Raw genomic sequence first — 26678 nt, forward strand, 5'->3', positions numbered from 1 at the left:
GCAACAGCGGCGGGGTTGTAGAAAATTTCGGTCGGCTTTTATGGAAAGGAAATGCGACAGCTATGACACTATTGTGGATAATGTTTCTGCCGCTACTTGGCGTTTTGGTACCGCTGATTACGGCTAAATGGAGCCGCAGCGCTTGTGCGTTGGCAACTGCCTTACCGCCCGCTGCAGCGTTGATATTGCTAATGTATCACTCAACCGAGTTTTTGGCGGGTGCTACTTTACAGTTTGTTCAGCCATGGGCCCCATTACTGGGGTTACAATTACACATCCGTATTGATGGACTGGCATTTTTATTTGCCTTGCTGATCCTCGGCATAGGTTTACTAATCATTTTGTACGCCCGTTACTATTTGTCTGAACGTGATTCAATGCCACGGTTTTATGCTTACCTGATGCTGTTTATGACAGCGATGTTGGGCATAGTCTTGTCGGGTAATCTGTTACAGCTTTGGTTATTTTGGGAACTCACAAGTATTAGCTCGTTTTTGCTGATCAGTTTTTGGTGGCATAAAAGCGAGGCGCGTCGGGGTGCCCGTATGGCACTTACGGTAACCGGGGCGGGCGGATTAGCGCTGCTGGCGGCCTTTTTACTGTTGGGAAAAATTGTTGGTAGTTACGACTTAGACCTGGTGCTGGCAAGTGCCGATCTGATCCAACAGCATAGCCTGTACCCGTTGTTGCTGGTGTTATTTTTGCTCGGCTGTTTTACTAAGTCAGCGCAGTTCCCGTTTCATTTCTGGTTGCCTAATGCGATGGCAGCGCCGACACCGGTAAGTGCTTACTTGCATTCGGCAACCATGGTAAAAGCGGGCATATTTTTGCTGGCGCGGTTTTATCCGGCGTTGTCTGGTACTGAGCTGTGGTTTGTGTTGGTTAGTGTAACCGGATTAGCAACTTTGCTGATTGGGGCCTATCTGGCGCTGTTTAAACACGATCTGAAGGGCTTGCTGGCATATTCAACCATTAGCCACCTGGGGTTGATAACCTTGCTGTTTGGTATGGGTACCGACCTGGCAGCAGTTGCCGGGGTGTTTCACATTATTAACCATGCCACTTTTAAAGCGTCGTTATTTATGGCCGCTGGTATTATTGACCATGAGTCCGGTTCGCGTGATATGCGCAAACTAAATGGTTTGTGGCAGTTTATGCCTATTACCGCAACGCTGGCGATGGTTGCAGCTGCGGCAATGGCTGGCGTACCGCTGCTTAATGGCTTCTTGTCAAAGGAAATGTTTTTTGCCGAAACGCTGCACCAGCATTTACTGGGCTCAATATCCTGGATAATTCCGGTGCTGGCAACTGTCGCTGCCGTGTTCTCTGTTGCCTATTCAATGCGCTTTATTCATGACGTGTTTTTTAACGGCCAACCCAAGGGCCTTACTAAGACACCACACGAACCACCGCGTTATATGCGGGTGCCGGTAGAGGTGCTGGTGGCGCTGTGTATTTTGGTTGGCTTGTTTCCGGGATATCTGGTCGGCGATTTGTTACACGCGGCGTCGCTGGCTGTGCTGCCGGGTGGGGTGCCGGAATATAGCCTGTCAATCTGGCATGGCTTTAATTTGCCGCTATTCATGAGTGTACTGGCTCTGGCGGGGGGCACGTTGATTTATGTCAACCGCAAACACTTGTTTGACTTTCAAAATACTCTTCCCGAGATGGATGCGCTAAATAGTTTTGAGAATATGGTCAAAACATTTGCCAGCCGTTGCAAACGAATATACAGCTATCTTGATAATGGCTCATTGCAGCGTTATATGTCGTTGGTATTACTTAGTTTTATTGTGTTGGCAGGAATGCCGTTAACTAATCTGGCTGTACTTTGGGGTGGTAGAGAAGAGCTGCCGCTAGATGCTGTAAACGTAACGGGTGCAGTGATGCTGCTCATTGCAGCATTTGCGACTGTAGTGTGGCATCGCAAACGGGTAGTTGCTTTGCTGATGATTTCAGTCGTTGGGCTAATGGTCTCAATTGCATTCACCCGTTTTTCTGCACCTGATCTGGCCCTGACACAGCTATCGGTTGAAGTTGTTACTATTATTTTGCTGATGCTGGCGTTGTTTTTCCTGCCGCATAAAACGCCTAAACAATCTGAAGCGTCACGCGTTGTGAGAGACGTCAGCATTGCAGGTATGGTTGGGGTGGTTGTCGGTAGCTTGAGCTATGCATTGATGACGCGGCCACCTAACTCTATTTCTGATTTCTTTCTGGCTAATGCCAAAATTGGTGGCGGTGGCACTAATGTCGTCAATGTTATTTTGGTTGATTTTCGCGGCTTTGACACTTTAGGTGAAATTGCGGTTCTGGGTATTGCTTCGCTGGGGATTTTTAAGCTACTGACCCGGATCCCATTATTTAAGCCTAGCAGTGACGGTGACGGCAGGCCATGGGCTCTGGAGCGGCATTCGTTATTGCTGTCTGTCGTGGCGCAAAGTTTATTGCCGTTGGCCATAATGGTGTCGATTTATATTTTCTTCCGTGGTCATAATTTACCTGGCGGCGGTTTTATCGCAGGCCTGGTGACTGCTGTGGCAATTATTCTGCAATATATTGCTCAGGGTGTAGATTGGGTGAAAGCTCGGATGAATGTAGAGTATCAGCGGGTCGTTGCAGTGGGGCTTCTGATTGCCTTAACTACCGGTGCGGCCAGTTGGTTATTTGACCGGCCGTTTTTAACTTCCTGGTTTGATTATTTTGATGTGCCTGTACTTGGCAAGCTGGAGTTGGCCAGTGCCATTGCTTTTGATTTAGGCGTTTATATTACTGTGGTTGGGTCTACCTTACTGATCCTTGCCAGCCTGGGTAAAATGACAACGTCGCACCGGCCGGTGCACAAGGAGACGACTTAATGGAAACTTTGGTAGCCTGTTGCATTGGTTTTCTAGCAGCTTGTGGCATCTTCCTGATGCTACGCGGGCGTACGTTTCCGGTGATGCTGGGACTTACGATGCTGTCTTATGCGGTTAACCTGTTTATTTTTACCTCGGGCCGGTTAACACTGCGCGGTGCTGCAGTGCTTGGAACAACTGACAACTATGCTGATCCACTGCCACAGGCACTGGTATTAACTGCCATTGTTATAGGTTTTGCTATGACCGCATTTTTAGTGATTTTGGCTATTAGGGCCAGGGCCGATCTGGGCAATGACCATGTTGATGGTAAGCTACCTGATGCCGCCAGCTTTAAGAGGGAGAGTCGTTGATGTGGCATTTGATTACGGCACCAATACTGCTGCCGATGCTAACGGCTATTATCATTATGTTGCCGCCAGTGCATCATTCACCTATGCGCCGGCGTTGGGTAAGTATGGTTTCCAGCGTCATTCAGTTAGTTCTGGCGGTTATATTGTTATTGCAAGTACAGCAGCAAGGCTTACTACACTATGCAATTGGTAATTGGCAGGCACCGTTTGGCATTATTTTGGTAGCCGATACGCTGTCTGTAGTGTTGGTCTGTCTAACCGCATTTTTGGCGTTAGGCGCAATCTGCTATGGTAGCGCCGGGGAGGATGAAAAGGGCTCATTTTTTCATCCGCTGTTTCAATTTCAGCTCATGGGCATCAATGGTGCTTTTTTAACCGGCGATTTGTTTAATCTGTTTGTGTTCTTTGAAGTGTTATTAATTGCCTCGTACGCGCTGTTGATCCATGCCGGTGGTAAGAATAAAACCAAAGCAGCTGTTCATTACGTCGTGTTAAATCTGACGGGCTCTGCCATCTTTTTATTCGCGCTGGCAGTATTGTATGGCACCTTGGGTACGCTGAACATTGCTGATATGGCCGTTAAAGTAGCGGCTTTGCCAGAGCAGGACCTGATGCTGGTAAAGTCAGGCGGATTGATGCTGATGATCGTATTTGCACTAAAGGCTGCTGTGCTACCACTACAATTCTGGTTGCCTGCAACATACGCGTCGGCGTCCGCGCCGGTTGCTGCTTTATTTGCTGTGATGACCAAAATAGGTGTCTACGCTTTGTTGCGCGTGTACACCAGTATTTTTGGCAGTGGAGCAGGTGAGCTTAGTGGCATTGCTAACAACTGGTTGTTGATTGCTGGTTTGGCAACCATAGTTCTGGGGGCCGTCGGGGTCATGGCTAGTCAGGATTTCCGTCGTCTGGTAGCTAATTTGGTGTTGGTGTCAGTGGGGACCCTGGTGTCATTGGTCGCGTTACAAACGCCGGAGTCTGCTGCCGCGGCACTGTACTACACGGTACACTCTACTTTGGTTACCGGCGCTTTATTTTTAGTTGCGGATCTTGTTGCCAATCAGCGCGGCAAAGCTGCTGATCGATTGGTGTCGGGTCGACGTGTTGCTCAGCCGATACTGTTAGGCGTAATGTTTATGCTGGCGGCGCTAAGTGTAGCAGGCCTGCCACCGTTATCAGGTTTTATTGGTAAACTAATGTTATTACAGGCCGTGCAGCAACCTGTGCAGCAGTTGTGGCTATGGAGTGTGGTGTTGCTCAGCAGTTTAGTGGTAATAGTGGGGCTGTCACGTGCTGGTAGTACCTTGTTCTGGCGTGTTAGCGGTAATGATTCCGGCCCGGAAAGAGCGACGCCGCTGCAAGTGTTTGCCGTATGCTGGTTACTTTCGGCCAGCCCGTTGTTGGTCGTTTTTGCCGGTCCGTTAACCGGTTTGGCGCAACATGCAGCCCTGCAATTGCATGACGTAAATTCTGCGGCAAACATTATTCTTGGGCAACAAAGCGTGGGGGGGGCACCATGAGACTAACGCCAAAGTTTCGCTGGTTACCGACACCTTATAGAAGTGCATTGCTGTTTGTGGTGTGGTTGCTGTTAAATCAAAGCGTAGAGGCTGTGCATTTGTTTTTCGGCGCACTGTTGGCCGTACTCATTCCATTGTTGACTTTGCGGTTTCGTGACCCGCAACCACTAATTGAAAAGCCAGTGCTGGCGCTACGTTATATTTTGCGAGTGTTTGGCGATATTATCACGGCAAATGCACAGGTTGCAGTGCTTATTTTAGGTCCGAAAAGTCGGCTTAACCCTGCTTTTGTTAAGGTGCCTTTGGATCTGAACCACGAATTACCGATTACTATTTTAGCCAGCACAGTGTCGATGACACCAGGTACTGTAAGCGCCGAAGTGTATCCGGCCCTGGAGAGCCTGGCCGACGGAGAGCCGATGCCGCAACGCTGGCTGCTTATCCATGTGTTGAATCTGACGGATGAGGCTGAGTTAATAGCATCAATCAAGCAGCGTTACGAGGCGCCGTTGAAGGAGATATTTCAATGTTAGATAAGGTGATAATGGCGGTGTTTGTGATGATAAGCATTGCCTTGCTGCTAAACCTGTGGCGACTGTTACGCGGCCCCAGTTTGCCCGACCGTATTCTGGCGCTCGATACTATGTATATTAACAGCATAGCGCTAATTATTCTGTATGGTCTTTTGATGGGGTCGCCATTGTACTTTGAAGCGGCATTACTTATCGCTATGTTGGGTTTTGTTAGTACCGTTGCGGTTTGTAAGTTTTTGTTACGCGGCGATATTGTAGAGTAGAGAGTAGGAGGTTCTGATGCAGCATTGGATTGAGTGGGCAGTAGCATTTTTTTTGTTGCTGGGCGGCAGCTTTGTGCTGATCGGCTCTATTGGTTTAACCCGGATGCCAGATTTTTTTATGCGGTTGCATGGCCCAACCAAGGCAACCACGCTGGGGATGGGCGGTATATTGCTGGGGTCGATTTTCTATTTCAGTTTAAGCGGCGGTGTCAGTGTACATGAACTACTGATTACGATTTTCTTATTGATCACCGCACCAATAAGCGCCCATATGCTGATTAAAACCGCATTGCACCATCAGTTGAAAAGCGTTAACAAAACACTTGGCAGGGAAAATATAGCAGCCGACAAGCGCAAACAGGCCAGACCTGAACCTCTACCCTGAGACGGGGTGATCTTCGTCAAAGCCATTGCGGATAAGAGTCGCTACTGCTTGCAGAGCTTGTTCGCCATCGTCTCCTTCGGTATAAACTTGCAGTGTTTTGCCCTTGCTGCTTGCTAGCATCAACAGTGCCAGCACACTGCTGGCGTCAGCCGTTTTACCTTCCTGATGCAACTCGATGCGGGCATTAAACTGCTGGCATAGTTGTGCCAGCTTAGTTGCTGCTCGGGCATGCAACCCCAGCTGATTCACAATGGTAACATCGGCAGAGTATTTCATATTAAGTTAGCTCTTTTGATGATGTCTTACTAACTCGCGGTGGCGCAATTGTACGTCTTCGCGTGAGTTGCGATAACTCTCAGCTAAACTTTCAACCATATAAACCGAGCGGTGCTGACCGCCGGTGCATCCTATCGCGATAGTTAGATAGCTGCGGTTGTTGCGTTCCAATTGTGGCAACCAACTGCTGATAAAGCTGTTAATATGCCAGATGTATTTCGCTACAACTGGTTGTGCTGCCAGGTAATCTTTTACGGGCTGGTCTAGGCCAGTGAGCGGTTTTAAGTCTGGTTCCCAGTGCGGATTAGGTAAAAAACGTGCGTCAAATACGAAGTCAGCGTCCTTGGGAATACCGTACTTAAAGCCAAACGATTCAAACAGAATTACCAGGCGGCCACTCTTTTGGCCAAGAATGCGTTCGCGTAGCTGCTCAGCTAGCTGGTGTACGTTAAGATCAGTGGTGTCTATATATAAATCAGCGCGGCTGGATATGGGATCCAGCAACTGTTGCTCGCGTGATATGGCTTCGTCCAGTGACATCGCCTGATGCGAAAGTGGGTGCAGCCGGCGTGTTTCACTAAAGCGCTTGATTAGACTGGCGTGATCGGCGTCCAGATACAGTATGGTTAATTCTAATTTACGCGGAAGATATGACAGAATCTCTGCTAACTCGTCAGGGTCTTGTGGCAGGTTTCGTACATCAATACTAACGGCGACACGCTCGTACTGCCCCATTACCGTTGTAGCCAAAGTGGGTAGTAAATTCACCGGAATATTGTCGACACAATAATAGCCTAGGTCTTCCATTACCCTTAAGGCAACAGATTTTCCGGAACCGGAACGACCACTGACTACCAGTAATTTCATGTGTTGTTGTCCATAGCACTATATTCCAGTAATAACTGATAGAGTTGCTGGTTGGTTTCGGCGTGACGGAGTTTTTTGGTGAGTTCTTTCTGACTTAGCAATCGGGCAATAGCTGCAAGCGTGCTAAGGTGTGCCTGGCATTGTTGTTCCGGGATGAGAATAGCACAAAAAATATCCACCGGCTGGTTATCAATAGCATCAAACGGAATACTCTCTTTGCTAACCACAAACACCAGTAGCGGTTCGGTAACCTGCTTCAGTTTGCCGTGTGGAATGGCGATACCGCCTCCTATGCCGGTTGACCCCAACTTCTCACGGGTTGTCAGTGCTTCTAATATACTGTACTCAGCAATATCAGGTAGTTGCTGGTGTGCCAGTTCGGCAATATATTCCAGAATGCGTTTTTTGCTGTTAAAAAGAACTGCACTTTTAGTGCAGTTCTCGGCAAGCATTGAGCTTAAATTCATCATGGCCAAATCAGTGTCGGGAAATTTTCTCTTTATGCTTGATCACCTGACGATCCAGTTTATCAATCAGCTGGTCGATCGCAGCATACATGTTTTCATCTTCAGAAATTGCAAATACTTCGCCACCACTCAAGTGCAGCTTAGCTTCAGCAATCTGCTTTAATTTTTCCACGTTTAGGATCACATGTACATTATTTATGTGATCGAAATGCCGTTCAAGCTTTGCAAATTTGCTGTCAACGTACTCTCTTAAGGCTGTGGTAATTTCAACATGGCGACCGGTAAGATTGATTTGCATAGACATATTCCTTCTTTTAGGCTTATTTACAGCAAGGTCTTGCGTTGATTAGACGGCGGTATGAACAGGGATTCGCGGTATTTGGCAATAGTACGCCGCGCTACGTTGATACCTTGCTCCAGCAGAATGTCAGCCATTTTGCTATCGCTGAGCGGTTTAGCCGGATTCTCCGCCGCCACTAATTTCTTGATAAAGGCTCTGATTGCAGTAGACGAGCATTCGCCACCACTCTCAGTACTAACGTGACTGGAAAAGAAGAACTTAAGTTCAAAAATACCCCTTGGTGTATGCATGTATTTTTGTGTGGTAACCCTAGAGATGGTTGATTCATGCATACCTACCATCTCTGCTACGTCGTTAAGCACCATAGGTTTCATGGCTTCTTCACCATGCTCAAAAAATGCCTGCTGCTGTTGCACAATGCAGTTTGTCACTTTTAACAGGGTTTCGTTACGGCTTTCTAAGCTTTTCAAAAACCACTTTGCCTCCTGCAAATGTGAACGAATAAACTGGCTGTCTGTACTGTTTTTCGCGGTACGTGACATTGCAGCATATTGTTGGTTTATCCGCACCTTGGGCATAGCATCCGGATTAAGCTCAACCTGCCAGCGACCTTTTACTTTCATCACGCTGACATCAGGGACAACGTACTGCTGCTCTTCCCGGATAACATCGGCACCGGGACGCGGGTTCAAAGAGTGGATGAGCCGCATTGCTTCTTTTAGCTCATCCTCTTTTAGTTTAGTCACCCGCATTAAAGAACGAAAGTCGCGGTTAGCTAAAAGTTCTGTGTGATCACGGATCAGGCTCTGTGCAGCGGCTAAAAACGGCGTATCAGGGCTAAACTGGCGCAGCTGCACTGTCAGACATTCCTGCACTGAGCGTGCACCTACCCCAACCGGGTCGAATAATTGGATGCGTTTAATGACGGCTTCTACTTCATCTGCTTCAATATCTGCCAGACCCAGCGATTCAAGAATGTCATCACAGCTGATAGTAAGCAGACCGTTATCGTCTATCGCTTCAATGATGATTTCTGCAATAGCCCTGTCGGTTTCTGAAAATGGGGTCAGCTGCATTTGCCAGCGCAGATAATCGCGCAATGTTTCGCTGGTCTCACCCTGATACACGGTATCTTCTTCGCTTCCCGAATTGCCGGCGCTAACCGGTGCTGCACTAACTAAATCATCCCAGTTGTTATCAAGCGGCAAATCTTCGCTGATATTTTGCTCTGACATCGCATCACTGGTGTCTGGCTCTGCGGCTTCGAACTGCTCATCAGTGGTATTGTCAGAAGCGGACTGTAATGATTCAGAGATATTTACCGGCTCAGCGTTGAAGCTGTCATATTCGTCTTCGGCTTCAAGCAATGGGTTTGCATCCAGCGCTTCCTGAATTTCCTGCTGCAACTCTATTGTCGACAACTGCAGCAAACGGATAGCTTGCTGTAGCTGCGGTGTCATGGTGAGTTGCTGTCCTAAGCGGAGTTGCAAAGAGGGCTTCATCTACTTCTACTAATCTCCTGAATTACCACAAGTACTTTTTTGCTAACTATAGCCTGAATTGCTCGCCGAGGTATACATCCCGTACTTTCTGATTGGCCAATACGTCTTGAGGGGCGCCTGATGCAATCAGTTCACCATGACTAACGATGTACGCAATCTCGCAAACATCAAGGGTTTCACGTACATTATGGTCGGTAATCAGTACACCGATACCACGTTGGCACAAATGCTGAATAATTTTTTTAATGTCGAGGACGGATATCGGATCGACACCGGCAAAGGGTTCATCCAACAAAATAAACGCCGGGTTGGCAGCCAGCGCTCGGGCAATTTCAACGCGTCTGCGTTCGCCACCAGACAAACTCATACCCAGGCTATGTTTAATATGGCCAATATGAAACTCTTCCAGCAAGTCGTCGGCAACTTCTTCCCGACGGGTACGGCTTAAGTCTTTACGGGTTTGTAATATAGCCAGCAGGTTTTCATACACGGTGAGTTTGCGAAAAATCGAGCTTTCCTGCGGCAGATAACCAATACCCAGCCGGGCTCTGGCATGTATTGGATCGAAAGTAATATCCTTATCGTTTAGCGTTATTTTGCCTTTGTCAGACGGTACCAGGCCTACAATCATATAAAAAGTGGTGGTTTTGCCGGCGCCATTGGGTCCCAACAGCCCAACAATTTGTCCGGCATTAACTTCAAGGCTAACATCTTTAACCACTTGCCGGCTTTTATAACTTTTTGCCAGATGTGAGGCGACTAACTTCATGGTTGCTGGTCTTCCTCTGAAGTAATAATAGTGGTTACCCGTCTGGAGCTGTCACTCGCTGCATTCAGTTCTTGCGTTTCAACATTGTATTTTATTACTGATGCTTTGACGACGCTGCCGCTTTGTGCCAGTTCTGCATTGCCATTTAGTATCAAAGTGCGATTAGCCGGCTCGTAGCGCATTTCACTGGCAGAAGCATTGACGATCTTGCCATCTTCCAGCTGTTGGCTGTAGTTAACTGGGTTGCCGCTAACGATGTATATTTCTTTGCCTTTACCGGTGCTGGCGTCAATTTCTAACCGGTCGGCACTAATGCTGATAGCGCCATGCGTAATGATGACATTATCACTGTAGGTCAGGACATTTTCTTTTAACGACGCTAAATTATCAGCATCTATCTGAATTTTTTGGGTATAGTCGGCTGACGCAGCCTGTGTAAAGGGCTGTAGTAATACTGCCAGCACTAAATATACAAATTTATTCTTCATTACGATATACCGTTTGCTGGTGTTGCAATAGTTTAAAGGCGTGTGTTGTTAAATCTGCATTAATGCCTATGCCTTTGATTTCGAACCCTTTTCCTGAAATTAGTACCGGTAGGTTGTTTTGTAGCCGGTTGTCAGGAAATAACATTTCCAAGCTGTCCGTTGCTAACCTGTCGAATAGCTGGTCTTGAGATAAGCTTTTAATTTGCACCTGCTGCTCAAGGATGATTTTATCCTGCACAAACCATATTGCATACTCACTGCTGGCTTGCCAGTCTGGCTGGTGTTGTTCGTTATACAGGGTATACACCGGCTTTTCAAACTGCATAAACCCCAGTTGCTCAAAATGTTCCAGTCGCTGCGCACTCACAACATCTGCTTGATAACCTGCGGCGTTATAAAGACGTCGGGTAATGTTCAACGCCACATAGTCTGGCAGTAGTTCCTGGTCGGTTTGCAGCGCAGATCCATCGTTGTGTGGGGTAAACCAGAGATAGCCGGCAATTCCAACCAGCAACAGCACTATCGGTAACAATAGTTTTCTCATGCGCTGCTTCCGTCGAACAAGCCGAATTGTTGTTGGCTTATTAATAATAGATCACACAGTTCTCTGACTGCACCGTAGCCACCAGGCAAACTGGTGATATAACTTGCTTGGCGCAATAGGTACGGATGAGCATCTTTTACCGCTACGGCAAGACCACAGTGCTGCATAACCGACCAATCTGCCAGATCATCTCCAATATAGGCCACTTCTTTGGCATTAAGTTGCAGTTTAAGCAATAACTCGTTAAAGGCGGCCAGTTTATTTTCCTGTCCCTGATAAATGTGAGATACCGAAAGTGCTGTCATGCGTTTTTGCACTATGGCTGAGTGTCGCCCGGTAATTACCGCTACTTCTATACCCGCCTGGCGCACAGCTTTAATACCGTAGCCATCGCGGGTATGAAATGCTTTTAATTCTTCGCCGCTGTTCGCTAAATAAATCCGGCCATCGGAAAACACACCATCAATATCGCAAATCAACAGTCGTACGGTGCTGGCTTGCTGAAATACCGCTTCTGTTACCGGCTGATATAACTCATTAAATAATGACATTTACAATACTCCGGCACGTAGCAGATCGTGCATATTCATGGCGCCGATCGGCTTTCTGTCGTCGTCCAGAATAATAAGACCGTTGATTTTTTTCTGTTGCATAATTTGCAATGCCTCGGCAGCCAGCATCTGGCTATGAGCGGTAATGCATTTTTGCGTCATGACTTCTGCTATGCGATTGCTATGAATATCAAAGCGTTGATCGAGAATTCGTCGCAAATCACCATCGGTAAAAATACCGCTTAACATTCCACTGTCGTCGACTATGGCGGTCATGCCAAGACCTTTTTTTGATATTTCCAGTAACGCATCTTTAATGCTGGCATGTTGGTTAACGATTGGCACCTGTTCATCCCGGTGCATTACGTCATCAAGGCGCAACAATAGTTTACGTCCCAGACTTCCTCCGGGATGTGACATGGCGAAGTCCTCTGCTGAAAACCCACGCGCTTCTAACAGCGCTACAGCAACGGCATCGCCCATGGCCAGCGTCGCAGTTGTGCTAGCAGTGGGTGCCAGGCCAAGTGGGCAGGCTTCCTGTTCTACTTTTACGCATAAATGAGCGTCTGCCAGCTTCGCCAATGTTGAGGTAGGGTTACCTGTCATGCTAATTAATTTGATGCCCAGGCGTTTAATCAATGGCACTATGGTGAGTACTTCGGCGGTTTCACCCGAATAAGAAATGGCAATTACCACGTCATTTACAGATAGCATGCCCAGATCACCGTGACTGGCTTCACCGGGGTGAACAAAAAACGCCGGTGTGCCGGTTGAGGCTAATGTAGCTGCGATTTTACTGCCGATATGGCCGGATTTACCCATGCCAGTTACAATGGTTTTGCCTTTACTGGTAAAAATAAACTGACAAGCCAGATTAAAATCATCGTTCAGGTATTGCGCCAGCTGTGCCACAGCTGTTGCTTCAATTTTTAATACTTCTGCGGCACGCAATCGAAAATCATCCATCATATTTCCTTACCTAAGTTAAAGCGTTACCGATTGAAACAATAGATACTGATAGCCGACAAAGCCAGATAACAGTAGTGCACCTTCAAACCTGTTTATTCGTTGCACCCGACCTAACCGCGCTGACATTAATAACATTACCACTGTTGCACCCAGCATAACGTAGATATCCCGTTCGGCGGCCTCCGCATCCAGAACACCCGGACCAATCACAGCACCTAAACCTAACACCGCTAAAATATTAAAGATATTTGAACCGATAATATTACCTAAGGCTAAATCGTCCTCACCTTTAATGATGCCAATAATGCTTGCTGCCAACTCGGGTAGGCTGGTGCCTATGGCAATGATGGTCAGGCCGATAATCAGATCGCTAACACCGGCGATACGAGCGATGGTTATTGCGCCATGCACCAACAGTTGTGAGCTTGCAAGCAGCAAAACCATGCCTGCTAACAGCCATAACACACTGCGTACTTTAGAGGTGGGTATTGGCATTTCAGCGTCGATTTCTGCAATTAGTGGATCGTTTCTGTCAGCGTGTCTGGCCAGGTGAATTAATAGCAAAATGAAGCAAGCAAAGGCTGTAAGTAAAATAATACCTTCAGTGCGGGTTAAATTGCTGTCTGCGATAAACCAGGCACCGAGCAAACTAAAGACAATGAGCAGCGGGTATTCGCGCTTTAGGGTAATAGAAGAAACAGCTATAGGTTTGAGTAACGCTGCAGCACCAATAACCAGTAATACATTGGTGATGTTTGAGCCAAGCGCATTGCCAACGGACGTGTTGATATAGCCTTGCCAGGCTGCACTGGAAGACACCAGCATTTCCGGGGCTGATGAACCCATAGCCACAATTGTGAGCCCGACGATCATCGGCGAAATACCCAAAGTCCGAGCCAAAGATGAAGCGCCATAGACAAAACGGTCTGCGCTCCAAATTAATAGGATCAGACCAACAATGACAAAAATGCCAGCTTGCAACAAAGGTGACAAAGCGAAAATCCTCGTAAGACGATTAAAAGCCAGCGTATTTTCCTGCTTATCGTGGTCAATTGCAAAAAAAGCTGCGTTTTTATGCTTTAACAGATTTTTTGCACAGTTTGTTACGATTTTTTGTAACGACTTTAGTCGCCCAGGCGTTTACAATAAAACAACTTTAGCACTGATGCATTGAAAACATACACTCTTGTATGTATATTGAGCGCTGCAGCAGGCAACGCCAGCTAACCGGCGGAGAATGGAAATTTGACAGATATTTTAGTGGATATCCAGCAACTGACGTTTAAGCGCGGTGACAGAACTATTTACCGTGATCTGAATATGCAGTTCCAGCGTGGTAAAGTCACCGCCATTATGGGCCCCAGCGGCATAGGTAAAACCACCTTGTTACGTTTAATTGGTGGCCAGCTTAAACCGGATCAAGGCAATATTTTTGTGGCAGGTCAGGACGTACCGGCGTTATCCCGCTCGGCACTTTATCAGTTGCGCAAACGGATGAGTATGTTATTTCAAAGTGGGGCACTGTTTACCGAAATGTCCGTTTTTGACAATGTGGCATTTCCTATCCGCGAGCACACCCGGTTGCCAGAGTCGTTGATCCGTTTGATTGTGCTGATGAAACTCGAAGCTGTTGGCTTGCGCGGCGCCCGCGATTTGATGCCGGCAGAGTTATCGGGTGGTATGGCGCGGCGTGCGGCGTTAGCGCGTGCGATAGCATTGGATCCTGAATTAATAATGTACGACGAGCCTTTCGCCGGCCAGGACCCGATATCGATGGGTGTGATTGTCCGGTTGATACGATCGTTGAATAATGCACTTGGCCTTACGTCGGTAGTGGTGTCGCATGATGTGACAGAGGTGATGAGTATTGCCGACTATGTCTACGTTGTTGCCGAGCAAACTGTCATTGGGCACGGCACGCCAGACGAGTTGCGCGCTCACCCATCACCTTTGGTGCAGCAATTTTTGCTTGGAGAAGCCGATGGTGCTGTGCCGTTTCATTTTAAAGCGGCGCCTTATGCCGATGAATTAATGGAGCAAGTACCGTGATAGCGGATAAATTACAACAGCTCGGTGCAGCGACCATTAGCACTGTTACCGGCTTTGGTCGTGCCGGCATCATGTTGTTTGGTGCACTACTGGGCAAGCCAGATTTTCGCCGTGGTTTGCCGCTGTTAATTAAGCAGCTGTATGTTGTTGGCGTAATGTCGTTACTGATTATTCTTGTTTCTGGCTTGTTTATAGGAATGGTGCTGGCTTTGCAAGGCTATACGGTGCTGGTTAAATTTGGCGCTGAACAAATGCTAGGCCCTTTGGTGGCGTTAAGCTTGCTGCGTGAGCTAGGCCCGGTAGTTGCAGCATTGTTGTTTGCCGGCCGCGCTGGCAGTGCTTTGACTGCAGAAATTGGCTTGATGAAAGCCACTGAGCAATTGTCTAGCATGGAAATGATGGCGGTAGACCCGCTACGGCGCATTATTGCTCCGCGTTTTTGGGCTGGTGTGATCAGCTTGCCTTTGTTGGCATTAATATTTACCGCTGTTGGTATTTTAGGTGGACATCTGGTAGGCGTCGATTGGTTAGGCGTTGACGGCGGTGGTTATTGGTCGGCTATGCAAGCCAATGTCGACCTGTACGAAGATGTAATAAACGGTGTAATTAAGAGTGTGGTTTTTGCACTAATCGTGATTTGGATTGCTCTGCATAAGGGCTATGATGCGGTGCCAACATCTGAGGGTATCAGCACGGCAACAACTCAGACGGTTGTTACTGCATCATTAGCTGTATTGGGCTTTGACTTTGTTTTAACTGCATTAATGTTTGGTGGATGATATGACCACGCGAAAAATAGAAATATTCGTTGGCGCTTTTATTGTGTTAGCTGTAGCAGCATTTCTGATGTTGTCGTTAAAAGTGGCAAATAGCGGTTTGGGTGGAGGTAGCGAAACCTATCAACTACATGCCAAATTTGAGAATATAGGTGGCTTAAAGGTGCGCTCACCAGTAAAAGTGGGTGGCGTGGTGGTTGGACGAGTGGCGGCAATTTCACTTGATACTACATACTACACACCGGTAGTGACGCTTGAAATAAACCAGAATTATAACAATTTTCCTGAAACCAGTAGTCTGGCAATTCTCACTTCAGGTTTGTTAGGTGAGCAGTATCTGGGGCTACAACCGGGCTTTATTGACGAAACCGTTGATATTCTGGCTAACGGTGACTACATCGAAGACACGAAGTCGGCTCTGGTTTTGGAAGAGTTGATCGGACAATTCTTATTTAATCGCGGAAATTGATAAATGAAATTTTATACAATCGTAATGTCTGCAGTTGTTGCCCTGGGCTCTTTGGCGCTTCAGGCTGCGGCAACACCTACGTACACTGACCCATACAAGATGATGGAGATAGTGGCTGACAACACGTTTAGCCGAATTGCCCGCGACCAGGACAAAATTGTGGCGGACCCTGAAGTATTACGGCAAATTGTCAATGAAGAATTGGTGCCCTATATAGATAGTCGATATGCGGCGCTGCGGGTGATTGGTACCAGCGCAGATTTAAAAAATACACCGCGTGAGGAGTTGTTGGCTTTTGTCGATGCTTTTCAAGGATACATGATTTCGACTTATGCAGGTGTGTTTACGCAATACAGTAATCAAAAAGTGATAATTGAACCGGCAAGGACGATAGATAATCAAAAGATTATTACTATAAAAACCCGGGTTATTGACCCGGGCAAGCCTGATATCAACATTGAATTTAAACTTCGCCGTGGTCGTGATAGTGAAAACTGGCTGGTATTTGATATGGTCGCCGAAGGGATTTCTCTGCTTGATAGCAAGCGTGCCGAGTTTGGTAATTTGATCCGCCAGCAAGGCTTGAGCAACGTAACGCAGATCCTGTTAGAGAAAGCTAAAGCACCTATCTCTAAGCCGGAGGCGCAGTGACAGTGGCGTTGCAAATAGAGCGCCAGGGCGACAAGTTGCATTTTACCGGCACACTGAACCGTGATACGTTAATGTTGTATTCACCCTTTGCATTGTTAAATGACAGCCAGGGTGCTATGCAGTTTGATTTATCTGCGCTGGACAGCATCGACACGGCCGGGCTTGCCTGGTTGTTGCAGCAATTGGCTGCAGCAAAACAGCAAGGTTTGACAATAGCGCTATGTAATGTGCCAAAACAACTGTTATCATTGGCCGATGTTACGGCGGTCAGGCCGCTTTTACCGATAAGCGATTAAGGTTTCACTTTGGATATCAATCAAATTGAACAGTTACTTACTGAGCAACTACAGTTAAGCGAAGTCCGGGTTAGTGCTGAGGGCTCGCACTACGCAGTGACTGCAGTCGGTGACTGTTTTGACGGCGTAAGCCGGGTAAAACAACAACAAATGATTTATGCACCACTTATGGCTGCAATTGCTGACGGTTCTATTCATGCTGTCAGTATAAAGACCTTTACGCCGCAGCAATGGCGTAGAGAGAAACTTCTTAACCCTCCGATGTAGTATTTTATGCAGCAATTTCTTGTTACAGGTGGTCAGGCTTTACAAGGTGATGTGATTATCTCAGGCGCTAAAAATGCCGCTTTGCCTATCCTTTTTGCCAGCTTATTATCAGAAAAACCTACCACTATCACCAATGTACCTAAGCTAAAAGACATTGAAACGACGGTAAAGTTATTACAGTTATTCGGTGCTGAAGTCAGTTTTTCTGACAATGTTGTTAATGTTGATGCCGGTAAAGTACACAACCAGTTTGCTCCCTATGAGCTGGTAAAAACCATGCGTGCATCTATATTGGCTTTGGGCCCGCTACTGAGCCGGTTTGGCCAGGCGGAAGTGTCGTTGCCTGGTGGTTGTGCAATTGGTGCCAGGCCGGTCAATTTACACATTGACGGTTTGCGCAAAATGGGTGCGGACATCGTTGTTGAAAATGGTTATATCAAAGCTACTGCCAGCCGGTTAAAAGGCGCACATATTATCATGGATATGGTCAGTGTTACCGGTACCGAAAACCTGATGATGGCTGCGGTGCTGGCAGATGGCGTAACAACAATTGACAATGCTGCTCGTGAACCTGAAGTGGTTGATCTTGCAGTGTATCTGAATACTATGGGGGCTAGGATCCAAGGCGCTGGCACCGACAGTATCGTGATAGAAGGTGTTTCTGCACTGCATGGTGGCAGCCACAGCGTACTGCCAGATCGTATTGAAACAGGCACCTTCCTTGTTGCAGCGGCCGTAACAGGCGGTGACATTACTTGCCGTAGCGCAGATCCTGCAGAGCTTGAAGTCGTGCTGGAAAAGTTGCGCGAGGCAGGTGCTGAGGTCACTACCGGAGCCGGTTGGATACGGGTGAATATGACTGGGCGTAAATTAAAAGCGGTCAATATCAAAACAGTACCTCACCCGGGTTTTCCAACTGATATGCAAGCACAGTTTACTGTACTAAATGTCGTTGCTGAGGGTGTTGGTATGATTACCGAGACTATTTTTGAAAACCGTTTTATGCATGTCCCTGAACTGCAGCGTATGGGAGCAAAAATAAGTCTTGAAGGTAATACAGCGGTTTGTCAGCACACCGATAAGCTGACATCAGCCCAGGTTATGGCAACAGATCTGCGGGCTTCTGCCAGTTTGGTGATTGCTGGTTTGGTTGCCCAAGGCACGACAGTGGTTGACCGTATATACCATATTGACCGGGGCTATGAGCAAATTGAGTATAAATTGAAAAAGCTCGGTGCGAGCATTGAGAGAGTAAACGCGGCTTAGGCCGCGTTTTTCATGATGCAACTGCAGGTTAACGCCGTAGTTCACGTACTACAGTATTAATCGTAAGACGCTGACCAGCACGGTCAACGGTAAGAGGCAATGAGGAGTTTGGAGGCGTCTCTGCAATCATGTTTAACGCTTGCTGAATGCTTTTAAAACGTTTACCGTCTACTTCCAGTACAATATCACCCACCTGCAAGCCAGCTTCGGCAGCTGGGCCGTTGCTGTTTACTGCCGTAATACTGAAACCGTACAGTTGCTGGCCTGATGACAGTAGCCGTTCACCAGCGGCATTGATCACCGCGTCACCTGTAACACCAAGGTGGCTGCGGCTGACGCGGCCTTGCTTAATTAGCTTTTCCATCACATTAATTGCCAATTTATAAGGCACTGCAAAAAAAATACCCTGAATATCCTGGCTTTCCACCTGAAAAGCCGCAGCGTTAATACCTACCAGGGTGCCATTGCTGTTAACCAGCGCGCCACCAGAGTTACCGCGGTTAATGGCGGCGTCCATTCGCATAAAGTCGGGGTAGCCGCGTGAACTTAAACCAGTGTTGCCTGCGGCGCTGATAATACCCTGAGTAATAGTTTGCCCCAGGTTAAGCGGATTACCTATTGCCAGTACCACATCACCCACCTGTGGTTCTAATTGCAAATCCTGCGGGATTACCGGTAAATTGTCTGCCTGAACATATAGCACAGCTAAGTCGCTAACCTCATCCTGACCTATCAATACAGCTTCCAGTGTTCTGCCGTCTTGTAATGCGACTTCAATATAATCGGCACCATACACCACGTGGAAGTTAGTCAGAATATAGCCTTGTGCACTCATGACGACGCCAGAGCCTAACTCCTGCCGCTCGATAGTGCGCGGTCTTAATGAGCGTGGGTCAACCAGAGTGCTGCGGGTATAAACGTTGACAACGGCAGGGGCTGCCCGGCGTACTGCTTTGGCGAAACTAACGGGGGCTTCCTCCTCCGGATGCTGGGAATTGGCCTGAAACGGTAAGGTTGTTTGGCGCAATGCGGGAAAAAGTAGCAAGAGCACAAAAGCGAGTGCCAGACCATAGGCTGCACTTTTAAGCAAAAAAAACAGAAATTTAGCCACGAAATTCGCTGGATTTGTCAGTTTCAGATAACGCTAGCATAACATTAATATTTAGCCAGCAGTAGCTTACTACTGCTGGCTAATTGACATCAGCGGATCAGGATATACAGGTTAGTATTGCCACGCTGGATATTCAATGCAGCAACACCGTTACGGTTATCCAGTGCTTTACGTAAATCAGCGACATTGTTAATGCGTTGACGGTTGACACCAATAATAACGTCACCTTCTACCAGACCAATTTGTGCTGCAGCTGAATTACGTGCTACTGCACCAACTTGCACTCCGGTGTTACCATTGGATAATTCTGCGCCCTCTAACATTGGGTGCATCTGGCTGGCTGCAACCTGGCCCGAGCTTATCTCTTCCAGGGTAACATTTACTGTACGTTCTTTACCATCGCGCAATATGCCTAATTCTGCTTTGCGTCCAGCACCCAAAGTCGCGACTTTAGCTCGCAATTCTGGAAAAGAGCTAATTTTATTGCCATTCATGCTGACAATTACATCGCCAGATTTCAAGCCAGCTTTGTCGGCTGCGCTGCCGGGGATAACTTCGTTGACAAAAGCACCACGACTAACTTTCAGATTCATGGCTTCTGTCAGATCAGAGGTAACATCATGACCACGGATGCCTAAGCTGCCGCGACGAATTTCGCCGTGTTCAATAATCTGGTCAGTCAGGTTTTTCATCATATTTGCCGGGATGGCAAAACCTATGCCGATATTGCCGCCGTTTGGACCGAGAATCGCTGTGTTGATACCGATTAGCTCACCACGCATATTGACCAGCGCACCGCCCGAATTACCACTGTTAATGGCGGCATCAGTCTGAATAAAGTCTTCAAAACCTTCTATGCCCAATCCTCCGCGCCCCAAAGCACTGACAATGCCAGAGGTTACGGTTTGTTCAAGACCGAAGGGGTTACCAATAGCAATAGCAAAGTCACCCACACGCAATTTATCAGAGTCTGCCAATGGTATTTGGGTCAGATTTTTTGCTTCGATTTGCAGCAAAGCGATATCGCTTTCCGGATCGGCGCCGAGTTTCTTGGCTTTAAAGGTGCGCCCATCTTTGAGTCGTACTTCAATATCGCTGGCATCCTGAATAACGTGGTTGTTAGTAACGATGTAGCCTTTGTTGGCATCGATTACCACCCCGGATCCCAGTCCCTTGAACGGGCGCTCTTCGCGATATTCACCCTGACCGCGCTGGCCAAAGAAATAACGAAAAGCCTCAGGCAGACGCTGGCGTATCTCACGGCTGCCTTCAACTGAAATATGTACTACCGCGGGGGTAGCCTGTTCCAGCATCGGAGCAAGCGTTGGCATTTCCTGATCAGCAGAAAAAAACGGGATCCTGGCTTGTACCGGTGCGACGGTTGTCAACATCAGACTAGTAGCGACGGCGGCTCCAAGCAATGACAATTTCATATTCATAGCGTAATAGTCTCCTCTAACGTTATGCGACTAAGAACGGGTATTAACAGAAAAAGTTCAGCATGCTATTTTGGTGAAATGTAACAAATTATTTGTTGGTTTTTTCGTGCCGCTGCTCTTTGATTAAACCGCTAGACTGACCAGAGTAATCTAATGGTTGTTGCTCAGCAGCAGAGTAAACACGGCGTTTCTCATCGATTTGATGCAACGATTGGCGAATATAGGCAGCGGTATCACCAGACAAATAATTCAGGTCTTGTTTTACTGACTCTGTTGGTTGTTCAACCAGTTGCATGCGTGAATCGGCAATATGTCTTGCAATACGAGCGTAGTTATCCTGCAATTGTGTCATTAACTGATTAGTCGTTTCCAGGTGGGTTGATACATCATTGCGATATTTGGCTAACTGGGCCTGGCTATTTTCCAGCTCAAGTTTTAGTTTATTGCGGTTTAACTGTTTCAGTGTCAGCAAACGGGCACTCACAGCGCCGACGACCAGACCGATAACTAACCACATAACAATGTAAAGGTGTTCCATAATAACTCCTGCAGGGCAATTTCTATCGACAGTGTAACCTAACTTCTTATCGGCAGTGGTAAGGCATGTTACTATTATTGCTGTTATTTAGGGTTTATGGTGCCCGCTTTCAAGTAATAAAAAATGACCCCACTAGAAAAATATCAGCAGGATTTAACCCGCAGTGATTTTCATCACGATGCGGCCCAGGCGTTTGCTGTCAGTCAATTGCAGCAACTGTACGATGATTTTGTTAGCAAAAAAGACGACAAAGTTCCTTTTTTCAAGCGTTTACTCGGTAAGCCAACACAGGTGAAACCGCTTCAAGGCCTTTATTTCTGGGGCGGTGTCGGCCGGGGGAAAACCTATTTGGTTGACACGTTTTACGAGTGCCTGCCAACAACACGCAAAATGCGCATTCATTTTCATCGTTTTATGCACCGGGTACATCAGGAGTTAAAGCTATTGAAAGGGGTGAGTAACCCACTGGAAAAAGTCGCAGACACATTTAAACAGGAAACTGACATTTTGTGTTTTGATGAATTTTTTGTCTCCGACATTACTGATGCGATGATTTTAGGCACATTGATGCAAGCGTTGTTTGCCCGCGGCATTACGCTGGTGGCAACATCAAATATCGAGCCTGATGGTTTATATTGGAATGGTTTACAACGCGCCCGTTTTTTACCGGTAATTGCACTAATTAAACAGCATAGCCGTGTTGTCAATGTCGACAGTGGCATCGACTACCGGCTACGTACACTGGAACAAGCCGAAATTTATCATTTTCCGCTGGACCAGCAGGCTGAAACAAACTTACAGAATTACTTTAATGCACTGTCCTGCGAGCCGCGGCAACATAATACGGCAATTGAAGTGGCAAACCGGCAAATTAAGGCACGCCACGAAGCTGACGGCGTGGTGTGGTTTAGCTTTAGTGAATTGTGCGAGAGTGCCCGCAGTCAATACGACTACATGGAACTTAGTCGGTTGTATCATACGGTGCTGTTATCCGGCGTGAAACCAATGGGACGGCAGAATGACGATGTCGCCCGTCGTTTTATTGCGCTGGTTGATGAGTTTTATGAACGTAGTGTTAAGCTGATTATTTCTGCAGAGGTAAAATTAGAACTGTTATACAGCGATGGTATTCTTAACTTTGAATTTAAGCGCTGTATCAGTCGGCTGCAAGAGATGCAATCACGAGACTATCTGGCAAAACCGCACTTGCCATAAAACTTTTTGCCAGGATGGATAAATTTTGCATTTTAAGGCTGATTTTTATTATTGGTTAATATATAATCCGCGCCCGGCCAACGTTACAGCCTGTTGCTACCGTTAGCCCGGTAGTTTTTGTACTCGAAGGGGTACGCTAACGACATCCGCTGCATTAGCCCGCACGGTGTCAGGTGTAACTAAGTTATTTTGGATAGAATGAATGAAAACTTTTACTGCTAAGCCAGAGAGCGTAACTCGCGACTGGTACGTTGTTGATGCGACAGGTAAAACGCTGGGCCGTATCGCAACTGAAATCGCTGCCCGTTTACGTGGCAAGCACAAGCCAGAGTACACACCACACGTAGACACAGGTGATTACATCATCGTTGTTAACGCTGAGAAAGTGGCTGTTACCGGCAACAAGGCACAGAACAAGATGTATTATTCTCATACTGGCTTTCCTGGTGGTATCAAGGAAATCAGCTTCGAGAAACTGATTGCGAAGAAACCAGAAATGGTTCTGGAACTTGCTATTAAAGGCATGTTACCAAAGGGTCCACTGGGCCGCGCTATGTTCCGTAAGTTGAAAGTTTACGCCGGCGCCGAGCATCAGCATGCTGCTCAGCAACCGCAAGTATTAGATATTTAATCGGAGCATAACATGGCACAGAATCAATATTACGGAACTGGTCGTCGTAAAAGCTCAACGGCCCGCGTTTTCTTAAAAGCCGGTTCAGGCAATATCGTTGTTAATCAGCGCGGCCTGAAAGAATATTTCGGTCGTGAAACTGCCTGCATGGTAGTTCGTCAGCCGTTGGAGCTGGTTGATATGGTTGAAAAATTCGACCTGTACATCACTGTTAAAGGTGGTGGTATCAGCGGTCAGGCCGGTGCTATCCGTCACGGTATTACCCGTGCACTGATGGAATTTGACGAGTCACTGCGTCCGGCGCTGCGTAAAGCAGGCTTCGTGACACGTGATGCGCGTCAGGTAGAACGTAAGAAAGTGGGTCTGCGTAAAGCACGTAAGCGTCCACAGTACTCAAAACGTTAATTGTTTTGTTTACCAGAAGCCCGGCAGTAATCGCCGGGCTTTTTTATGCGTGAAAGCCGGAGGTTAACTATCTATCCTATCGGGCAGTACAGCGCTAAACTGTAATATAATCTTTATTCAGTGCGCCTTAATCCTTGTGTAAAGCAGGGCTTTTCATTATGATCGGCGATATTTTTTCAATTTATAATAAATGCTGAAATTCAGCCGCTTAAACTTAGGTTTAAGTGTTAACGTGGAGACAAGTGGATGAGCAATGCGCCTGTAGATCAAGGTCGCCGCCGCTTCCTGACCATTGCTACCTCAGTAGTTGGGGGCGTTGGTGCTGTCGGAGTAGCCGTGCCTTTTATCGCGTCATGGAACCCCAGTGAAAAGGCCAAGCAAGCCGGCGCTGCGGTCAGTGCCGATATCAGTAAACTTGAGCCGGGCCAACTAATCCGGGTTGAGTGGCGTGGTAAGCCAGTTTGGATTGTAAAACGGCCTCAGGCAATGCTGGATGCGTTGGCTGATCATGAGGATAAATTACGCGATCCTGAATCCGTTGTGTTGCAGCAACCGGCATACGCGCAAAATCGTCATCGCTCGAAAAAACCAGAGATTTTTGTCGCCGTAGGTATTTGTACTCACTTAGGGTGTTCACCATCATATTTACCGAGTGATTTCGCTGAGCAGGTGGAGGGTGTAACGTCGGGTTTCTTCTGTCCATGTCACGGTTCTAAATTTGATATGGCAGGCCGGGTGTTCCAGAGTGTACCTGCGCCAACCAATCTGCAGATCCCTCCGTATATGTATGTTGATGACAATACCATCGTAATTGGTGAAGATGAGGGGGCTGTCTGATGTTTAAAAATCTGATGAGCTGGATTGAATACCGCTTACCGTTCATGGATAAAATGAACTTGCATGTAATGCAGTATCCGGCACCAAAAAACTTTAACTTCTGGTATTTCTTTGGCTCGCTCGCCATTTTAGTGTTGGTTAATCAGATCCTGACCGGTATTTGGTTAACGATGAATTATGTGCCATCTGCCGAAGGCGCATTTGCCTCTATTGAATATATAATGCGTGACGTGGAATACGGCTGGTTATTGCGTTATATGCATTCTACCGGTGCGTCTGCGTTCTTCGTTGTAGTATACCTGCACATGCTACGCGGTATGATGTATGGCTCTTACCAGAAACCACGCGAGCTGTTGTGGATTTTCGGCATGCTAATCTTTCTCGTGCTGATGGCTGAAGCCTTCATGGGCTATTTATTGCCTTGGGGCCAAATGTCGTTCTGGGGTGCGCAGGTTATTATTGGTATCTTCGGTACTATCCCATTTATTGGTGAGGATTTAACCCTGTGGATCCGTGGTGACTACGTTATCTCAGGCGCTACGTTAAATCGCTTCTTTGCACTGCACGTTATAGCATTGCCGTTGGTGCTGGTTATCCTGGTGTTTCTGCACATTATGGCGCTGCATGAAGTAGGCTCTAATAACCCTGATGGTATTGACGTTAAAAGAGATAATGACGGCACTGTAGAACAAACTGAAGCCGATAAGAAATTTACCTTCCACCAGTATTTTAGCAGAGGGGGTAAGAAAATTGTTGTTGATGCCATTCCATTTCATCCGTATTACACGGTTAAAGATCTGGTCGGTGTGGCGGGGTTCTTGCTGGTATTCGCTTGGGTTATTTTCTTCTTCCCAGAGGGGGGCGGTTTCTTCCTTGAACCACCAAACTTTGAAGCAGCTAACCCACTTAAAACACCAGAACACATTGCGCCAGTCTGGTATTTCACGCCGTTCTATGCCATTTTGCGTGCTATTCCGCACCCATTTATGGGCGCTGTCGCCATGTTTGCCGCTATTGTCGCGCTAGCACTACTGCCTTGGCTGGATCGTGGCAAGGTACGTTCAGTTCGATATCGCAGTGGTTTGCACAAAGCTAACCTGGTGAACTTTTGCGTCAGCTTCGTTGCGTTAGGTGTGTTGGGTGTATTACCGGCTACCCCGACCTATACCTTGTTGTCACAGCTGTTTTCGTTCACTTATTTCGGCTTCTTCGTGCTGCTGTATTTCTACAGTAAAAATGAAGCAACCAAACCACTGCCAGTGAGGTTAACCTAATGATGAAAAAGTTATTGTCTGCTGCAGCATTATTAGCGTCGTCATTGGCGATGGCAGCTGGCCCGGCTATTCCGCTGGATAAAGCCCCAATAGATCTGTCTGACAAGGTGTCATTGCAAAATGGTGCCAAGTTGTTTCAGAACTATTGTCTGGGGTGTCACCAGATGCAATATCAGCGTTATATACGTACCTTCCGTGATCTGGATATTCCAGAAGATGTTGGTATGGAAACGTTAATGTTTACCGGTGAAAAGGTCGGTGACCATATTACCAACACTATGTCTGCCAAAAACGGTGAAAAATGGTTTGGTGCTACACCACCTGACTTGACCAATGTTGCCCGGGTACGTGGGCCTGATTGGTTGTATACCTATCTGCGTAGTTTTTATGCCGACCCGTCTCGCCCTTTTGGCGTAAACAACGATGTTTTTCCAATGGTTGGTATGCCTCATGTATTGCAGGAATTGCAGGGCAAACCTTACAAAGCCTACGAAACACGTATGGTAGATGGTCAGCCAAAACAGGTATACGTTGGTATTAAAACTGACGGTAGCGGTGAAATGAATACTGAAGAGTATGATCGCGCCGTGGCAGATCTGGTAAACTATCTTGAATACGTTGGTGAGCCCACCAAGCTTGAAGCACATGCCCTTGGTGTCAAGGTGATGGTGTTTTTACTAATATTTTTTGTTTTGGCTTACCTGCTGAAGAAAGAATATTGGAGAGATGTACATTAATTAGTGAATTCAACTAGTTATGTTTACAGGGGCCTTTGCGCCCCTTTGCTGTTTTTAATTTTCCGGAGGAA

The 26678-nt window shown here is 47.1% G+C and carries 33 protein-coding genes; 19 read left to right on the forward strand and 14 right to left on the reverse strand.

Features of this window, described 5'->3' with window-relative positions; genetic code table 11:
• Nucleotides 1-62 precede the first annotated feature (62 nt).
• From ACYVIC_RS08025 to ACYVIC_RS08050, 6 genes are read left to right on the forward strand one after another with little or no spacing between them, the layout of a single operon-like run.
• Complete coding sequence (locus ACYVIC_RS08025; protein WP_460858872.1) at nt 63-2858, forward strand: monovalent cation/H+ antiporter subunit A; 2796 nt, start codon at nt 63-65, stop codon at nt 2856-2858.
• Nucleotides 2858-3211: a Na+/H+ antiporter subunit C gene (locus ACYVIC_RS08030; RefSeq protein ID WP_460858874.1), complete on the forward strand. Its 354-nt coding sequence runs from the start codon at nt 2858-2860 to the stop codon at nt 3209-3211. The genes ACYVIC_RS08025 and ACYVIC_RS08030 overlap by 1 nt, the downstream gene beginning before the upstream one ends.
• Nucleotides 3211-4731: a monovalent cation/H+ antiporter subunit D gene (locus ACYVIC_RS08035; protein ID WP_460858875.1), complete on the forward strand. Its 1521-nt coding sequence runs from the start codon at nt 3211-3213 to the stop codon at nt 4729-4731. The genes ACYVIC_RS08030 and ACYVIC_RS08035 overlap by 1 nt, the downstream gene beginning before the upstream one ends.
• Nucleotides 4728-5264: a Na+/H+ antiporter subunit E gene (locus ACYVIC_RS08040; protein WP_460858876.1), complete on the forward strand. Its 537-nt coding sequence runs from the start codon at nt 4728-4730 to the stop codon at nt 5262-5264. Before ACYVIC_RS08035 ends, ACYVIC_RS08040 begins: the two co-directional genes overlap by 4 nt.
• Nucleotides 5258-5527, forward strand: coding sequence for a K+/H+ antiporter subunit F (locus ACYVIC_RS08045; protein ID WP_460858878.1), 270 nt, complete (start codon nt 5258-5260; stop codon nt 5525-5527). The genes ACYVIC_RS08040 and ACYVIC_RS08045 overlap by 7 nt, the downstream gene beginning before the upstream one ends.
• 16 nt (nt 5528-5543) lie before the next feature.
• On the forward strand, nt 5544-5912 hold the full coding sequence (locus tag ACYVIC_RS08050) for a Na+/H+ antiporter subunit G (protein ID WP_460858879.1): 369 nt from the start codon (nt 5544-5546) through the stop codon (nt 5910-5912).
• Here the strand turns inward: ACYVIC_RS08050 and ACYVIC_RS08055 are convergent.
• Genes ACYVIC_RS08055 through ACYVIC_RS08105 form a run of 11 tightly spaced genes read right to left on the reverse strand, consistent with a single transcriptional unit; the run spans nt 5904 to nt 13639 of the window.
• Complete coding sequence (locus ACYVIC_RS08055; protein WP_460858881.1) at nt 5904-6188, reverse strand: HPr family phosphocarrier protein; 285 nt, start codon at nt 6186-6188, stop codon at nt 5904-5906. The two genes, ACYVIC_RS08050 and ACYVIC_RS08055, sit on opposite strands and share 9 nt — an antisense overlap.
• 6 nt (nt 6189-6194) lie before the next feature.
• A complete protein-coding gene (gene rapZ, locus ACYVIC_RS08060; RefSeq protein WP_460858883.1) occupies nt 6195-7055 on the reverse strand; it encodes an RNase adapter RapZ in 861 nt (286 codons plus the stop codon).
• Complete coding sequence (gene ptsN, locus ACYVIC_RS08065) at nt 7052-7525, reverse strand: PTS IIA-like nitrogen regulatory protein PtsN (protein WP_460858884.1); 474 nt, start codon at nt 7523-7525, stop codon at nt 7052-7054. The genes rapZ and ptsN overlap by 4 nt, the downstream gene beginning before the upstream one ends.
• A 7-nt stretch (nt 7526-7532) precedes the next feature.
• Nucleotides 7533-7820, reverse strand: a complete 288-nt coding sequence (gene hpf / locus ACYVIC_RS08070) for a ribosome hibernation promoting factor (RefSeq protein ID WP_460858886.1) — start codon at nt 7818-7820, stop codon at nt 7533-7535.
• Between the two features lie 26 nt (nt 7821-7846).
• Nucleotides 7847-9325: an RNA polymerase factor sigma-54 gene (locus ACYVIC_RS08075; protein ID WP_460858887.1), complete on the reverse strand. Its 1479-nt coding sequence runs from the start codon at nt 9323-9325 to the stop codon at nt 7847-7849.
• Nucleotides 9326-9371: 46 nt separating this feature from the next.
• Nucleotides 9372-10094 carry an LPS export ABC transporter ATP-binding protein gene (gene lptB, locus ACYVIC_RS08080; RefSeq protein WP_460858889.1) on the reverse strand — a complete coding sequence of 241 codons (723 nt, stop codon included), beginning with the start codon at nt 10092-10094 and terminating at the stop codon, nt 9372-9374.
• A complete protein-coding gene (lptA, locus tag ACYVIC_RS08085) occupies nt 10091-10582 on the reverse strand; it encodes a lipopolysaccharide transport periplasmic protein LptA (RefSeq protein ID WP_460858891.1) in 492 nt (163 codons plus the stop codon). Before lptA ends, lptB begins: the two co-directional genes overlap by 4 nt.
• A complete protein-coding gene (gene lptC / locus ACYVIC_RS08090) occupies nt 10572-11126 on the reverse strand; it encodes an LPS export ABC transporter periplasmic protein LptC (protein WP_460858892.1) in 555 nt (184 codons plus the stop codon). The genes lptA and lptC overlap by 11 nt, the downstream gene beginning before the upstream one ends.
• Nucleotides 11123-11677: a 3-deoxy-manno-octulosonate-8-phosphatase KdsC gene (gene kdsC, locus ACYVIC_RS08095; RefSeq protein WP_460858894.1), complete on the reverse strand. Its 555-nt coding sequence runs from the start codon at nt 11675-11677 to the stop codon at nt 11123-11125. Before kdsC ends, lptC begins: the two co-directional genes overlap by 4 nt.
• Nucleotides 11678-12646, reverse strand: coding sequence for a KpsF/GutQ family sugar-phosphate isomerase (locus ACYVIC_RS08100; protein WP_460858896.1), 969 nt, complete (start codon nt 12644-12646; stop codon nt 11678-11680).
• A gap of 15 nt (nt 12647-12661) precedes the next feature.
• On the reverse strand, nt 12662-13639 hold the full coding sequence (locus ACYVIC_RS08105; RefSeq protein ID WP_460858898.1) for a calcium/sodium antiporter: 978 nt from the start codon (nt 13637-13639) through the stop codon (nt 12662-12664).
• A gap of 252 nt (nt 13640-13891) precedes the next feature.
• On the opposite strand from ACYVIC_RS08105, the gene ACYVIC_RS08110 reads away from it, so the two are divergent.
• From ACYVIC_RS08110 to murA, 7 genes are read left to right on the forward strand one after another with little or no spacing between them, the layout of a single operon-like run.
• Nucleotides 13892-14695, forward strand: a complete 804-nt coding sequence (locus tag ACYVIC_RS08110) for an ATP-binding cassette domain-containing protein (protein ID WP_460858900.1) — start codon at nt 13892-13894, stop codon at nt 14693-14695.
• Nucleotides 14692-15474: a lipid asymmetry maintenance ABC transporter permease subunit MlaE gene (gene mlaE / locus ACYVIC_RS08115; protein ID WP_460858901.1), complete on the forward strand. Its 783-nt coding sequence runs from the start codon at nt 14692-14694 to the stop codon at nt 15472-15474. Before ACYVIC_RS08110 ends, mlaE begins: the two co-directional genes overlap by 4 nt.
• 1 nt (nt 15475) lies before the next feature.
• Nucleotides 15476-15940 carry an outer membrane lipid asymmetry maintenance protein MlaD gene (gene mlaD, locus ACYVIC_RS08120; protein WP_460858903.1) on the forward strand — a complete coding sequence of 155 codons (465 nt, stop codon included), beginning with the start codon at nt 15476-15478 and terminating at the stop codon, nt 15938-15940.
• A 3-nt stretch (nt 15941-15943) separates the two neighbouring features.
• Entirely contained in the window at nt 15944-16591 is a 648-nt protein-coding gene (locus ACYVIC_RS08125; protein WP_460858904.1) for an MlaC/ttg2D family ABC transporter substrate-binding protein, read from the forward strand.
• The gene (locus ACYVIC_RS08130) at nt 16588-16887 is read left to right on the forward strand and encodes an STAS domain-containing protein (protein ID WP_460858906.1); all 300 of its coding nucleotides are present in this window, start codon (nt 16588-16590) and stop codon (nt 16885-16887) included. Before ACYVIC_RS08125 ends, ACYVIC_RS08130 begins: the two co-directional genes overlap by 4 nt.
• Nucleotides 16888-16896: 9 nt before the next feature.
• On the forward strand, nt 16897-17154 hold the full coding sequence (locus tag ACYVIC_RS08135; protein WP_460858909.1) for a BolA family protein: 258 nt from the start codon (nt 16897-16899) through the stop codon (nt 17152-17154).
• A 6-nt stretch (nt 17155-17160) separates the two neighbouring features.
• A complete protein-coding gene (murA, locus tag ACYVIC_RS08140; RefSeq protein ID WP_460858911.1) occupies nt 17161-18420 on the forward strand; it encodes a UDP-N-acetylglucosamine 1-carboxyvinyltransferase in 1260 nt (419 codons plus the stop codon).
• Nucleotides 18421-18448: 28 nt separating this feature from the next.
• Here the strand turns inward: murA and ACYVIC_RS08145 are convergent, their stop codons facing one another.
• From ACYVIC_RS08145 to ACYVIC_RS08155, 3 genes are all read right to left on the reverse strand, one after another.
• A complete protein-coding gene (locus ACYVIC_RS08145) occupies nt 18449-19531 on the reverse strand; it encodes a trypsin-like peptidase domain-containing protein (RefSeq protein WP_460858913.1) in 1083 nt (360 codons plus the stop codon).
• Nucleotides 19532-19620: 89 nt separating this feature from the next.
• Nucleotides 19621-20970, reverse strand: coding sequence for a Do family serine endopeptidase (locus tag ACYVIC_RS08150; RefSeq protein WP_460858914.1), 1350 nt, complete (start codon nt 20968-20970; stop codon nt 19621-19623).
• Nucleotides 20971-21058: 88 nt separating this feature from the next.
• Entirely contained in the window at nt 21059-21508 is a 450-nt protein-coding gene (locus ACYVIC_RS08155) for a Z-ring associated ZapG family protein (RefSeq protein ID WP_460858916.1), read from the reverse strand.
• A 123-nt stretch (nt 21509-21631) separates the two neighbouring features.
• On the opposite strand from ACYVIC_RS08155, the gene zapE reads away from it, so the two are divergent.
• From zapE to ACYVIC_RS08185, 6 genes are all read left to right on the forward strand, one after another.
• Complete coding sequence (gene zapE, locus ACYVIC_RS08160) at nt 21632-22723, forward strand: cell division protein ZapE (RefSeq protein WP_460858918.1); 1092 nt, start codon at nt 21632-21634, stop codon at nt 22721-22723.
• Nucleotides 22724-22925: 202 nt separating this feature from the next.
• The gene (rplM, locus tag ACYVIC_RS08165; RefSeq protein ID WP_205311632.1) at nt 22926-23354 is read left to right on the forward strand and encodes a 50S ribosomal protein L13; all 429 of its coding nucleotides are present in this window, start codon (nt 22926-22928) and stop codon (nt 23352-23354) included.
• 12 nt (nt 23355-23366) lie between these two features.
• Nucleotides 23367-23759 (forward strand): 30S ribosomal protein S9, encoded by a 393-nt coding sequence (rpsI, locus tag ACYVIC_RS08170; RefSeq protein ID WP_335737240.1) that lies wholly within the window; start codon nt 23367-23369, stop codon nt 23757-23759.
• A gap of 246 nt (nt 23760-24005) precedes the next feature.
• Complete coding sequence (gene petA, locus ACYVIC_RS08175) at nt 24006-24596, forward strand: ubiquinol-cytochrome c reductase iron-sulfur subunit (RefSeq protein ID WP_460858920.1); 591 nt, start codon at nt 24006-24008, stop codon at nt 24594-24596.
• Entirely contained in the window at nt 24596-25870 is a 1275-nt protein-coding gene (locus ACYVIC_RS08180) for a cytochrome b (protein ID WP_460858922.1), read from the forward strand. The genes petA and ACYVIC_RS08180 overlap by 1 nt, the downstream gene beginning before the upstream one ends.
• Complete coding sequence (locus ACYVIC_RS08185; RefSeq protein ID WP_460858923.1) at nt 25870-26607, forward strand: cytochrome c1; 738 nt, start codon at nt 25870-25872, stop codon at nt 26605-26607. The genes ACYVIC_RS08180 and ACYVIC_RS08185 overlap by 1 nt, the downstream gene beginning before the upstream one ends.
• The last annotated feature ends 71 nt before the right edge of the window (nt 26608-26678 follow it).

This window comes from Rheinheimera gaetbuli (genome assembly GCF_054781935.1).